The following is an 11,778-nucleotide window of genomic DNA, read 5'->3' as shown; positions in this document are numbered from 1 at the left end:
GGGCCCCAGGACGCCATGGCGATGGTGGAACCGGAAGTGAATTTGTGTCATCGATTGATGCATGAAACGTATCAACCTGTCGCTGTTCGAGATCGAGGTGTTCCTGCAGGTCGACCGGTTGCGCAGCTTCCGCGCCGCGGCGGAGGCGCTGGGCATGTCGCAGCCGGCGGTCAGCCGGGCGGTGGCGCGGGCCGAGGCGCGGCTGGGTGTCCGCCTGTTCGACCGCAACACGAGGACGGTGGAGCCGACGCCGCAGGGCCGGGAATTCGCCGCCATCGCCGGCCGTCTGATCGGCGACCTGCGCAGCTCGCTCGACGATCTCGGCGACTATTTCCGCTCAGCCCGCGGCCGCGTCTCGGTCGCCGGGCTGCCCTCGGTGACGGCCGGGCTGCTGCCGCCGGTGATCGACCGCTTCCGCCGCAGCCATCCGGGCGTGTCGGTCGGCGTCATCGACACGCTGCTCGACGGCGTGGTCGGCGCGGTGCTGCGCGGCGAGGCCGATCTCGGCATCGCCGGCCGCCCCACGTCCGACGGCAGGATCGAGTTCGTCCGGATCCTGTCCGACCGCTTCGTCGCCATCCTGCGCCAGGACCATCCGCTGGCGCGCCTGTCCGCCGTGACCTGGGCCGATCTGGCGGGCTTCCCCTTCGTCGCCATGTCGCGGATCACCAGCGTCCGCCCGTTGACCGACCGTGGCTTCGCCCAGGCCGGGGTAGCGGTCGAGCCGGAATTCGAGGTGTCGCATCTCGCCACCGCCGGGGCGCTGGTGGCGGCCGGGCTCGGCGTGACGGCGCTGCCGGTACTGACCCTGCCGGTGCTGGCCCATCCGGCCCTGACCACGCGCCTGCTGCAGGGGCCGGAGGTGACGCGCGACATCGGCGTGCTGACCCGGTCGGGCCGGACGCTGTCGCCGGCGGCGGCCGCTTTCCGCGACACGATCATCGCCTCGGGCAGCGATCGCCCCGCCGAGGCATAAAAAAGGCCCGGCCGCTGCTGCGGCCGGGCCCATGTTCCATCGCTGACGGTGCGGCGATTACTCGGTCGGCGCCGCCTCGTCCGACGGCATGGTCTGGTCCGTCGGGGCCTGCTGCATCGACGGCGCCTGGTCCATCGTTCCGGGCTGCATCGGCTGCGCCGGGGCCATCTGGCCGGGCATCGTCTGCTGCGGCGTGGCGCCGGCGCTCAGCTGCTGCTGGTTGAGATTGCGGGTCTGCTCCTGCTCCGCCGCGTTCTGTGCGCTCTTGCTGCCGCGATGACGGCGGGGGACTTGGGTCTGGTCGTCGGCATTCGACGACTGCATGTGCTTGCGATGGTGGGTGCCCTGCGTCGACTCCGACGGCATGTTCGCGGCGGGAGCCTCGACCGACGGCGCCGTCCCGGGCATCGCCGGCTCGGTCCCGGTCTGGGCCAGGGCGGGCGCGGCGGCCAGCGCCGACACGGCGAGGGCGGTAAAGACAAAACTCCTGCGCATAAAGGTCTCCATCGAGGGATGCCTGAAGATCGGGGCCGGCGGCACAGTCGGCCGCGGCACGGGATCCGATCCCTCCCTCAACGGCAGGACCGGCGATACCGATCCGAAGAAAATGCCTTCATGAACGATATTTCATGTTTCCGGAGGATCGTCTGCCGGTCTGACGGCGAATCCTGGGGGTGGACGGGAGTTGTTGCTCTCCGTTGTGAGACCATTTTGAATCCCCCATTTCGTCATCCCCGCGAAAGCGGGGATCTCGCGCCGTGATCGGACAGAGATTCCCGCTTTCGCGGGAATGACGGCATAGGGATGGGGCTCGACATCCTCGGGTCCCGCCCCACGCGCACGAAAAAAGAGGCCCGGCTGCCTGTGCAGCCGGGCCTCGCGGACCGCGGACCTCGCCTCGGAAGGGGGGGTGGAAGCGAGGGCCTGTTGCGGCCCGAACCGGTTACTTCTTGTTCAGCTGCTCCTCGTTCAGCTTGCGGGTCTGGTCCTGCTCGCTGTTGGCGCTGCGATGCGCCGTGACCTTGCGGTGATGAACCCCGGCGGTGTGGTGGGTCTTCATCTTCATCGGCGCGGCAGCGGCCGGCGCCGCCGCGGCGGGCTGGGTCTGCGCCATCGCCAAGGCGGGGGTGAGGGCCAAGGCGGGCACCGCGAGAACGGCGAACAGAAGGCTCCTGCGCATGTGTGCGATCTCCATCGAGGGGACAACGAAGATCGGAGGAGAGGCGGGCGGGAGGCCACGTCTTGGCTCCGACAGACGAACCCTACGTCGCCGGAGCTAACGCCCTGGTGGGCGGGAGATGAAATCCACGTAACGATCGGGGCCGAGCGAAGCGGCGGGCGCCGCGGGCCTCAGGGGCGACGCCATCCCCCTTGCTGTCATCCAGGGGCCGCCAAGAGCTGCCCTGAAAGCCCCTGGATCCTCGGGGGTCAAGCCCGAGAATGACAGTGTAGGAGTGTGGATGGGGCTTTGGGCTCGCCCCTGCGAACCCAGCCTACGCCTCAGTGATTCCCGGCCAGCACTTCGCGCTTGCCGACATGGTTGGCGGGGCTGACCACGCCCTCCTGCTCCATCCGGTCGATCAGCCGGGCGGCGCGGTTGTAGCCGATCTGCAGATGGCGCTGGATGAAGCTGGTCGACGCCTTGCGCTCGCGCGCCACCAGCGCCACCGCCTGGTCGTACAGGTCGTCGCCGGAGCCGCCCTCGCCGTCCAGCGCCAGCGCATCGAAGCCGCCGCCGTCCTCCTGGTCCTCCAGCACCGAGTCGTTGTAGGCCGGCTCGCCCTGGGCCTTGAGGTGGCGCACCGTCTCCTCGACCTCGCCGTCGGAGACGAAGGGCCCGTGCACGCGGGTGATGCGGCCGCCGCCGGCCATGTACAGCATGTCGCCCTGGCCCAGCAGCTGCTCGGCCCCGCCCTCGCCGAGGATGGTGCGGCTGTCGATCTTGGAGGTGACCTGGAAGCTGATGCGGGTCGGGAAGTTCGCCTTGATCGTGCCGGTGATGACGTCGACCGAGGGGCGCTGCGTCGCCATGATCAGGTGGATGCCGGCGGCGCGCGCCATCTGCGCCAGGCGCTGGATCAGCGCCTCGATGTCCTTGCCCGCCACCAGCATCAGGTCGGCCATCTCGTCGACGATGATGACGATGTAGGGCAGCTCGGTCAGGTCGATCGGCTGGTCCTCGAAGATCGGCTTGCCGGTGTCCGGGTCGAAGCCGGTCTGCACCCGCCGGGTCAGCACCTCGCCCTTGGCCTTGGCCTCGCGCAGCCGCTGGTTGTAGCCCTCGATGTTGCGGACGCCGACCTTGGACATGGACCGGTAGCGGTCCTCCATCTCGCGCACCGCCCATTTCAGCGCCACCACCGACTTCTTCGGGTCGGTGACGACGGGCGCCAGCAGGTGCGGGATGCCCTCGTAGATCGACAGTTCCAGCATCTTCGGGTCGACCATGATGAAGCGCACCTTGTCCGGCGGCAGCCGGAACAGCAGCGACAGGATCATGGTGTTGATGGCGACGGACTTGCCCGAGCCGGTGGTGCCGGCCACCAGCAGGTGGGGCATGCGCGCCAGGTCGGCGATGATCGGGCCGCCGCCGATGTCCTTGCCCAGCACCAGGCCGAGCTTCGAGCCGGCCTTGTCCATCTGGTCGGAGCCGAGCAGCTCGCGCAGCAGCACCATCTCGCGCTTCTGGTTCGGCAGCTCGATGCCGATGACGTTGCGTCCGGGCACCACTGCGACGCGCACCGACACGGCGCTCATCGACCGGGCGATGTCGTCGGCCAGGCCGATGACGCGGCTGGACTTGGTGCCGGGCGCCGGCTCCAGCTCGTACAGCGTGACCACCGGGCCGGGATTGACCTTCACGATCGAGCCCCGGACGCCGAAATCGCTCAGCACCTGCTCCAGTGCCGCGGCGTTCTGCTCCAGCACCCGCGGGTCGGCCACGGCCGGCCGCTTGGTCGGGTCCGGCATGGTCAAGAGGTCGAGCGACGGCAGCTCATAGGTGTCGGGCGGCGCCAGCTCGAAGCTGGTCTGGCGCGGCGGCGTGGCGGGGCGGCGGGGCGGCGGCTCGATCGCCGCGGGGGCGACGCGCTGTGGCGAGATCTGGGGCGGCGCGGCGGCGGGAGTCGGGCCGGCGGGACGGCGCGGCGACTCCTCGACCGGGCGCAGCGAGGGCAGGTCGATCAGGTCGTCGTCCTCCTCCTCGGGCAGGTCGAGATCGGGTTCGGTGCGGCCGCCGCCGATGATCAGCGGCGGGCGGGACGGCGGATGATCCTCGTCCGACTCGGCCTCCGGATCGGCGATCCGCGGCCCGGGCGGGCTGGCGCGGGCGAAGCGCGGTCGCGCTGCCGGGCCGGCCCCGGGCATGGCGAAGGCGGCCGGGGCCTCGGGCGCGGGCTCTCGCCGCATCATGCTGGAGGCGACGGTGCCGGCGCCGTGCAGCGTGCGCAGGCCCAGCCATTGCAGCACCCGGCCGAAGGCGCGCAGCACGGATCCCGTGAGCGATGCGCCAGTGCGGGCGCCGGCGCCGGTGATGGACCCGACGCGGTGCCATTCGGTCGATGACAGGCCGAGCGCGACCAGCACCAGCAACAGGCCGACGGCGCCGGTGGCCAGCGCCAGCCAGAAGGTGGCGACCGGCCCGGCGGACATGATCACGGTGTCCGAGATCCGTTTCAGGATCATCGACCCGACGGAGCCGCCTAGCGTGTTGCGCTCGGCCCAGCCTTCGATCGCCGGCAGCGGCGACAGGCCGGCGGCCAGGAACAGCACGCCGAACAGCAGGCTGGTGACGCGCCACCACACCCGGTCCAGCGGCTGGTGCCGCATCAGCCGCCAGGCCCAGAACAGCGGCAGCACGGCCAGCAGGAAGGCGCCGAGGCCCAGGGTCTGGATCAGGAGGTCGGCGAAAATCGCGCCGGGCCGGCCCAGCAGGTTGGCCGCAGGTCCCGATTTGGCGGTGTTCCAGGACGGGTCGGTCGGGGCGTAGCTGACCAGCGCGACCAGGAGGGCGCAACCGAACACGGCGATGGCGAAGCCGCTCAGCTCGCGCACCCGGTTGCGCAGGAACTCCTGCACCACCGGCGGCAGGAAGGAGCGCTTGCTCGAGGCGGCGCGGCCGGAGCTGCGCGTCACCGCCGTGCGACGGGAGGAGGTGCCGGCCATCGTCATTCTGCCGCCTCGGATCGGGACAGGATCTCGCCGAGCCGGGTCAGGGCGCGCCCGACCGTCTCGGTGTCGTGGACCACGGCGATGCGCAGCCAGCGCCGGCCGATCTCCGGCCGGTCCAGGCGCGTGATGTAGCCGCCGGGCAGGGTACGGATCGCGGCCTCGGTCCACAGCCGGCGGGCGGCGGCCTCGCCGTCGCCGACATCGAGCCACAGGAAGAAGCCTCCCTCCGGCCGGCGGAAGCCGAAGCGCCCGCCCAGCGCCGACTCGGCGGCGTCGAACTTGGCCCGGTACAGCGCCCGGTTCTCGACGACATGCGCGTCATCGGCCCACAGCGCGGCGGAAGCGGCCTGGATCGGCAGCGGCATGCCGGCGGCGGAATGGCTGCGAAGCCGCAGGAAGGCGGCGACAAGCGCGGGGTCGCCGGCGACGAAGCCCGAGCGCAGCCCGGCCGCGTTCGACCGCTTCGACAGCGAATGGAACACCAGCAGGTTGTCCAGCGACCCGCCGTCCCGGCCGGCAGCGACCTCCAGCACCCCGACAGGGGGATCGCGGTCGTAGATCTCGGCGTAGCACTCGTCGGCGGCCAGGATGAAGCCATGCGCCCGGGCCAGGCCTATGGCGCGATCGAGATAGTCCCGGGGGGCGACGGCGCCCTGCGGGTTGGTCGGGTTGCACAGATACAGCAGCTTCAGCCGTGCCAGCAGCGCCGAGTCGGTCTCCAGCGCGTCGAGATCGGGCAGGAAGCCGGTGGCGGGCCCGGCCGGCAGGAACACCGGCTCGGCCCCGGCCATCACCGCGGCGCCCTCATAGGGGGCGTAGAACGGGTCGGGCAGGGCCACCGCCGGCACCTGGTTGGCGCCCGGCCGGTGATCGACCGCCAGCTCGGCGACCAGGAACAGCGCCTCGCGGGTGCCGGACAGCGGCAGGATATGGGCCGGGTCGGCCAGCCCGTCGGGCAGGTTGAAGCGGCGCTGCAGCCAGCCGGCGCAGGCCTCGCGGAAGGCCGGGGTGCCGCCGACGGGCGGATAGCGGTTCCAGCTGCCGGCATTGGCGGCCAGGATCTCGGCCAGGAAGGCCGGCGGCTGATGCTGCGGCTCGCCGACCGACATGGCCAGCGGCGCCACCCCCTCGGGCGGGGTGATCCCGGACAACAGCGTCGCCAGCCGCGCGAACGGATAGTCCGCGAGCCGTTCCAATGCCTCGTTGAGTCGGCCGCCCCGCATGCTCTTCTGCAACACCCTATGCCGCGTCGGGCCAGCTGTCGCCGGCCTCATCCCTCGCTTCCGGCGGCCGGTGCCGCCGCGAAACAGCTCTTAGATTCCAATTACTTTATCCGGTCTTCTGACCTCTCCTGTCAAATCCGGCGTCGCCGGCCGGCCGGTCCGGCGCGCTTTTCCGGCCACGGTGTGGCCGGTCCGGCACGGTTGGAGAACGCTCGGACGAATCATGAACGAATCAGGATCGGTGCGCGACCCGATATTGCCGGGGCTCAGAGGCCGAACGGGATCGACAGCGACATCATGCTGCCGGCGCCGCCGGACGAGCCCCAGCTGCCGCCGGCGGCGACGCCGACGCCCCGCCGCTCGGAGCATCCCGCGGCCAGCACCAGGGCGAATAGGAGAAGAATCCGAACCATGCCGAAATCCTAACACGAAACGGCGGCCTGGCATCGGCTGATGTGACACGCCGCCACTGGACAGCGCGACTCCGCGCTCCGATGCTGCGCGCCATGAACGACAGCACTTCACTGCGCGCCCAGGTCGTGGTGGTCGGCGGCGGCCTCGCTGGGGCGACCATGGCGGCGGCCCTCGGCCAGGCCGGCATCGACACCGTGATCCTGGACCAGGAGCCGGCGGCGACCCGCACCCTGCCGACATTCGACGGCCGCACCACTGCGCTGTCCTACGGCTCGCGCCGGATCGTCGCCTCGGCCGGGCTGTGGGACCCGGTGGCGGACCAGGCCGAGCCGATCCTCGACATCCGCATCGCTGACGGCCGCGCCCCGGTGTTCCTGCATTTCGACCATCAGGAGATGGCCGGCGAGTCGGACGGCGCCCCCTTCGGCCACATCGTCGAGAACCGGCTGCTGCGGCTGGCGCAGTTCGAGCGGCTGGACGCCCTGCCGGCGGTGCGCCATGTCGCCCCGGCCAAGATGGTGGCGGTCGAGACCGGCACCGGCCACGCCGCGGTGACCCTGGCCGACGGAAGGGTGGTGCGGGCCGACCTGGTGATCGGCGCCGACGGCCGCGGCTCCTTCACCCGGCAGCAGCTGGGCATCCCGGCGCGCAGCTTCGCCTACCGGCAGAAGGCGGTGGTCTGCGTCATGGCGCATGCCGAGCCGCATGAGGGCGTGGCGGTCGAGCATTTCCTGCCGGCCGGGCCTTTCGCCGTGCTGCCGATGACCGACGATGCCGAGGGCAACCACCGCTCCTCGATCGTCTGGACCGAGCATCCGGACACCGCCGACGACCTGGTGCACCGGCCGGTCGCCGCCTTCGACGCGGCGCTGCAGGCCACGGTCGGCGACTGGCTGGGGCCGGTGCGGCTGCTTGGCAAGCGCTTCACCTATCCGCTCGGGGTGATCCATGCCCGGCGCTACGGCGCCCGGCGGGCGGCGCTGATCGGCGAGGCGGCGCACGGCATCCACCCGATCGCCGGCCAGGGGCTCAATCTCGGGCTGCGTGACATCGCCGTGCTGACGGAGCTGCTGGTCGAGCGCAGCCGGCTCGGCCTCGACCTCGGCGATCCCACGATGCTGCAGCGCTACGAGCAGGCGCGGCGGCCGGACAATGTCGCCATGATCCTGGCGACCGACGGGCTGAACCGGCTGTTCTCGACCGACCTGGCCCCGGTGCAGTTGGCCCGCGACCTCGGCCTCGCCGCCGTCGGCCGCCTGCCGCCGGTGAAGCGCTTCTTCATGCGCCAGGCGATGGGGCTGGGGTCGCGGCGGGGGACCTGAAATCCGCTACGGCGTGGGGACGTGGAAGGCCGTCGCCGCGACGACGATCGCAGCGAAGGCGTAGGCGAATGAAAACAGGGCCAGGGCTGCCGCCGCCAGCATGGCGCCCTGTGAGCGGGAGAACAGAGCGCCGGCAAGGATGATCTGCAGCACCAGGAAGATGGTGTAGATCCCCCCGTCGGCTCCCCAGAATCCCGGCTCTCCCAAGAGGCCGGCGGCCACGACGAGGGCTTGGCTGACCGCGACCGGGATCAGGAACACGAGCAGGCGCGGATTTCGCCGGACGAGCCCCAGGACGGATCCCACGGCGAGGCAGATCACGCCCAGGGCGGGAACGGCCGTGAACGACCCCAGCAGGAACGGCCAGCGGATCGAGGAGAAGAAGTACTCCGGCAGATAGAGAGAAAGCCGGATGACGTCGTCCATGTCCAATTTCCGATCCCTGCCGCCGTCGATCCGAAGGGCTATGTCAGAGGATAGCTCTCCAGGATCTCATACACCGCGCCCTCGCGGCCGACATGGCTCTGGTACAGGTGGAAGGCGTCGACCGGGAAGGGCTCGGCGCGGAACGGGCCGTGCTCCAGCAGCCAGCGCTCGACGCGCTCGGCTGGGGCCTGGCGCAGCCGGGCCAGGGTGACGTGCGGGGCGTAGCTGCGGTCGTCCGGCGGCTGGCCGGCGGCGACCAGGGCACGGTCGATCTTGGCGTGCAGGAAATTCAGCGCCGGCTCTGCCGCCACCCCGGCCCACAGGGTCGAGGCGGCGCGCTTGGTGCCGAACCGGCCGACCCCGTCCAGCGCCAGGCTGAAGCCGGGGGCGGCGATGGCGTGCAGCGCCTGGTCGATCTCCTCCGCCTCCAGCGTGTCGACCTCGCCGATGAAGCGCAGGGTCAGGTGGAAATCGGCCGCGTTGGTCCAGCGTGCCCCGGGCACGCCGCCCTGCAGCAGGATCAGGCGGGGCCGCAAAGCGGCGGGGATGGCGATGGCGATGAAGAGGCGGAGCATGGCGATCCTCGGCTCAACCGAGGGCAAAGCCGGCGCGGTAGCGGGCCGGGCTGGTGGCGAGGCGACGGCGGAAATGGTGGCGCAGCGTGTCGGCCGAGCCGAAGCCGCATTCGGTGGCGATGCGCTCGACCGGCAGGGCGGTGGTCTCCAGCAGCTCGCGGGCCAGCGCCAGGCGTTCGCCGACCAGCCACTCCGCCGGGGTGGTGCCGGTGGCATCGCGGAATCGGCGCAGGAAGGTGCGCAGGCTCATCCCGGCTTGGTCGGCCAGCCGCTCCAGCGGCAGGTCCTCGGCCAGGTGGCGCCTTGCCCAGTCGAACAGCGCGGCCAGGCGCGGCCGCTCCTCGACCTGCACCGGCCGGTCGGCATATTGCGCCTGGCCGCCCTCGCGATGCGGCGGCACCACCAGGCGCCGCGCCACCTGGTTGGCGATCCGCGCGCCCCAGTCGCGCCGCACGATGTGCAGGCATAGATCCAGCCCGGCGGCGCTGCCGGCCGAGGTCAGCACCTGGCCTTCGTCGACATACAGCACGTCGGGCACGATCCGGATGTCCGGATACTGCGCGGCCAGGGCCTCGGCATAGCGCCAATGGGTGGTGACGCGGCGGCCGGCCAGCACGCCGGCGGCGGCCAGCACGAAGACGCCGGAGCAGATCGAGACCAGCCGGGCGCCGCGGTCATGGGCCTGGCGCAGCGCGGCCAGCAGCGGCTCGGGCGGGGCCTTGCGGATACCGCGCCAGCCGGGCACGACGATGGTGCCGGCCTGCTCCAGCGCCTCCAGCCCGGCCTCGGCCTGGACCTGGATGCCGCCGATGGCGCGCAGCGGCCCGGGCTCGGCGGCGCAGACGGTGAAGCGGTACCAGTCGGCGAATTCCGGCCGCGGCAGGCCGAACACCTCGACCGCGACGCCGAACTCGAAGGTGCACAGCCCGTCATAGGCGAGCACGGCGACGCTGCGGTTCGGCGGCGGCTGGGTCATGAGCGATGGGAACGCGATCATGGTCGCAGCGTCAAGGATGGGCGTCCCGACGCTTCCAGGGCCTGACGACGACTCGCGCCAATCCTGAACCGTCATGGCGAGGCGCGCAGCGCCGTGGCCATCCAGGGGGCCGGTGCGAGTGGCCCTGGATGGCCACGCCCCTTCGGGGCTCGCCATGACGGTGAAAGGAGTGGCCGTCAGCCGTCAGATGTGGATCGGCCGGCCGTCGACCGCCAGCGCCGCTTCCTTGACCACCTCGTTCAGGGTCGGGTGGGCGTGGCAGGTGCGGGCGATGTCCTCGGCCGAGGCGCCGAATTCCATCGCCAGCACGCATTCGGCGATGATGGTGCCGGCCTCGGCGCCGATGATGTGCACGCCCAGCACCCGGTCGGTCGTGGCGTCGGCCAGGATCTTGACGAAGCCGTCGGTCGCGTTCATCGCCCGGGCCCGGCCATTGGCCAGGAACGGGAACTTGCCGGCCTTGTAGGCCACGCCGGCCTGCTTCAGCTCCTCCTCGCTGCGGCCGACCGAGGCCACCTCGGGCCAGGTGTAGACAACGCTCGGGATCGCGTCGTAGTTCACATGGCCCGCCTGGCCGGCCAGGATCTCGGCCACGGCCACGCCTTCGTCCTCGGCCTTGTGCGCCAGCATCGCCCCGGCGATGACGTCGCCGATGGCGTAGATGCCCTCGACATTGGTGCGGAAATGCTTGTCGGTCCTGATCCGGCCGCGCTCGTCCAGCTCCACGCCGGCCGCGTCCAGGCCGAGGCCCTCGACATAGGGCCGGCGGCCGATCGACAGCAGCACGTAATCCGCCTCGATGGTCTCGGCGTCGCCGCCCTTGGCCGGCTCGACCGTCAGGGTCACGCCGGTGTCGGTCTTCTGCGCAGCCGTGACCTTCGAGCTCAGCTTGAACGCCATGCCCTGCTTGGCCAGGATGCGCTGCATCTGCTTCGACACCTCGCCGTCATTGGTCGGCAGGATGCGGTCGAGGAACTCCACCACCGTCACCTTGGCGCCGAGGCGGGACCAGACCGAGCCGAGCTCGAGCCCGATGACGCCGCCGCCGATCACCACCAGATGCTTCGGCACCTCCGGCAGCGACAGCGCGCCGGTCGAGGTGACGATCCGCGTCTCATCGGTCTCGACGCCCTTCAGCGGCGTCGAGTCGGAGCCGGTGGCGATGATGAAGTTCTTCGCGGCGTAGGTCTTGCCCTCGACCTCGACCCGGTCCTTGGCGGTGAAGCGGGCGTGGCCGAGCAGCCGATCGATCTTGTTCTTCTTGAACAGAAAGTCGATGCCGTCGGTGTTGGCCTTCACCACCTTGTCCTTGTGGCCCATCATGCCGGGCAGGTCGAGCTCGACCCCCGCCACCTTGATGCCGAAGGCGGCCAGGGCGTGCCCGGCCTCCTCGAACTTCTCCGACGCGTGCAGCAGCGCCTTGGACGGGATGCAGCCGATGTTCAGGCAGGTGCCGCCGAGCGTCGGCATCTTCTCGACGCAGGCGGTCTTGAGCCCCAGCTGGGTGGCGCGGATGGCGGCGACATAGCCGCCGGGGCCGGAGCCGATCACGATCACGTCATAGGTGGCGGTGGGTTCGGTCATCGCTCGCACTCAGCTTGCCGGAAGGTTGGCCGCAAACTGCATGAGCCGGCGCCGTGCTGCAACTGCGTCGAGCGGGCAGCTGCCATCGGCG

Annotated in this window: 11 protein-coding genes; 2 read left to right on the top strand and 9 right to left on the bottom strand. The window is 71.0% G+C overall.

Annotated elements, in window-relative coordinates; translation table 11 throughout:
• Positions 1-61 precede the first annotated feature (61 nt).
• Positions 62-976 carry a LysR family transcriptional regulator gene (locus tag FFK22_RS18110; protein ID WP_138889339.1) on the top strand — a complete coding sequence of 305 codons (915 nt, stop codon included), beginning with the start codon at positions 62-64 and terminating at the stop codon, positions 974-976.
• Between the two features lie 57 nt (positions 977-1,033).
• Here the strand turns inward: FFK22_RS18110 and FFK22_RS18105 are convergent, their stop codons facing one another.
• The 5 genes from FFK22_RS18105 to FFK22_RS43055 all read right to left on the bottom strand — a co-directional run bounded on the left by FFK22_RS18105 (position 1,034) and on the right by FFK22_RS43055 (position 6,782).
• Positions 1,034-1,471, bottom strand: a complete 438-nt coding sequence (locus FFK22_RS18105) for a hypothetical protein (RefSeq protein ID WP_138889338.1) — start codon at positions 1,469-1,471, stop codon at positions 1,034-1,036.
• A 448-nt stretch (positions 1,472-1,919) separates the two neighbouring features.
• A complete protein-coding gene (locus FFK22_RS18100) occupies positions 1,920-2,156 on the bottom strand; it encodes a hypothetical protein (protein ID WP_138889337.1) in 237 nt (78 codons plus the stop codon).
• Between the two features lie 320 nt (positions 2,157-2,476).
• A complete protein-coding gene (locus FFK22_RS18095; protein WP_221938680.1) occupies positions 2,477-5,146 on the bottom strand; it encodes a DNA translocase FtsK in 2,670 nt (889 codons plus the stop codon).
• Positions 5,143-6,369 carry an aminotransferase class I/II-fold pyridoxal phosphate-dependent enzyme gene (locus FFK22_RS18090; RefSeq protein WP_138889336.1) on the bottom strand — a complete coding sequence of 409 codons (1,227 nt, stop codon included), beginning with the start codon at positions 6,367-6,369 and terminating at the stop codon, positions 5,143-5,145. Before FFK22_RS18090 ends, FFK22_RS18095 begins: the two co-directional genes overlap by 4 nt.
• Before the next feature lie 266 nt (positions 6,370-6,635).
• Positions 6,636-6,782, bottom strand: a complete 147-nt coding sequence (locus FFK22_RS43055; RefSeq protein WP_186002531.1) for a hypothetical protein — start codon at positions 6,780-6,782, stop codon at positions 6,636-6,638.
• Positions 6,783-6,875: 93 nt separating this feature from the next.
• Between FFK22_RS43055 and FFK22_RS18085 the strand changes: the two genes are divergently transcribed.
• Positions 6,876-8,105 (top strand): UbiH/UbiF/VisC/COQ6 family ubiquinone biosynthesis hydroxylase, encoded by a 1,230-nt coding sequence (locus FFK22_RS18085; RefSeq protein WP_138889335.1) that lies wholly within the window; start codon positions 6,876-6,878, stop codon positions 8,103-8,105.
• A gap of 6 nt (positions 8,106-8,111) precedes the next feature.
• Here FFK22_RS18085 and FFK22_RS18080 read toward each other — a convergent pair whose 3' ends face one another.
• From FFK22_RS18080 to lpdA, 4 genes are all read right to left on the bottom strand, one after another.
• Entirely contained in the window at positions 8,112-8,531 is a 420-nt protein-coding gene (locus FFK22_RS18080) for a hypothetical protein (protein ID WP_138889334.1), read from the bottom strand.
• A gap of 38 nt (positions 8,532-8,569) precedes the next feature.
• Entirely contained in the window at positions 8,570-9,106 is a 537-nt protein-coding gene (gene thpR, locus FFK22_RS18075) for an RNA 2',3'-cyclic phosphodiesterase (protein WP_138889333.1), read from the bottom strand.
• A gap of 13 nt (positions 9,107-9,119) precedes the next feature.
• Positions 9,120-10,103: a transcriptional regulator FtrA gene (ftrA, locus tag FFK22_RS18070; protein WP_306770128.1), complete on the bottom strand. Its 984-nt coding sequence runs from the start codon at positions 10,101-10,103 to the stop codon at positions 9,120-9,122.
• A 183-nt stretch (positions 10,104-10,286) separates the two neighbouring features.
• Positions 10,287-11,687, bottom strand: a complete 1,401-nt coding sequence (gene lpdA / locus FFK22_RS18065) for a dihydrolipoyl dehydrogenase (protein ID WP_138889332.1) — start codon at positions 11,685-11,687, stop codon at positions 10,287-10,289.
• Positions 11,688-11,778: the final 91 nt, after the last annotated feature.

It is taken from the genome of Mycobacterium sp. KBS0706 (assembly GCF_005938675.2).
Classification (GTDB): Bacteria; Pseudomonadota; Alphaproteobacteria; order DSM-16000; family Inquilinaceae; genus Inquilinus.
Note: the sequence above shows the minus strand (reverse complement) of the source record. Positions and strands in the feature narration are given on the sequence as shown.

Excerpts from the sequence above, each read along its gene's own strand:
- FFK22_RS18100 (WP_138889337.1), bottom strand. The coding sequence starts at position 2,156 with ATGCGCAGGAGCCTTCTGTTCGCCGTTCTCGCGGTGCCCGCCTTGGCC.
- FFK22_RS18095 (WP_221938680.1), bottom strand. The coding sequence starts at position 5,146 with ATGACGATGGCCGGCACCTCCTCCCGTCGCACGGCGGTGACGCGCAGC.
- lpdA (WP_138889332.1), bottom strand. The coding sequence starts at position 11,687 with ATGACCGAACCCACCGCCACCTATGACGTGATCGTGATCGGCTCCGGC.
- thpR (WP_138889333.1), bottom strand. The coding sequence starts at position 9,106 with ATGCTCCGCCTCTTCATCGCCATCGCCATCCCCGCCGCTTTGCGGCCC.
- ftrA (WP_306770128.1), bottom strand. The coding sequence starts at position 10,103 with ATGATCGCGTTCCCATCGCTCATGACCCAGCCGCCGCCGAACCGCAGC.
- FFK22_RS18090 (WP_138889336.1), bottom strand. The coding sequence starts at position 6,369 with ATGCGGGGCGGCCGACTCAACGAGGCATTGGAACGGCTCGCGGACTAT.
- FFK22_RS18080 (WP_138889334.1), bottom strand. The coding sequence starts at position 8,531 with ATGGACGACGTCATCCGGCTTTCTCTCTATCTGCCGGAGTACTTCTTC.
- FFK22_RS18105 (WP_138889338.1), bottom strand. The coding sequence starts at position 1,471 with ATGCGCAGGAGTTTTGTCTTTACCGCCCTCGCCGTGTCGGCGCTGGCC.
- FFK22_RS43055 (WP_186002531.1), bottom strand. The coding sequence starts at position 6,782 with ATGGTTCGGATTCTTCTCCTATTCGCCCTGGTGCTGGCCGCGGGATGC.
- FFK22_RS18110 (WP_138889339.1), top strand. The coding sequence starts at position 62 with ATGAAACGTATCAACCTGTCGCTGTTCGAGATCGAGGTGTTCCTGCAG.
- FFK22_RS18085 (WP_138889335.1), top strand. The coding sequence starts at position 6,876 with ATGAACGACAGCACTTCACTGCGCGCCCAGGTCGTGGTGGTCGGCGGC.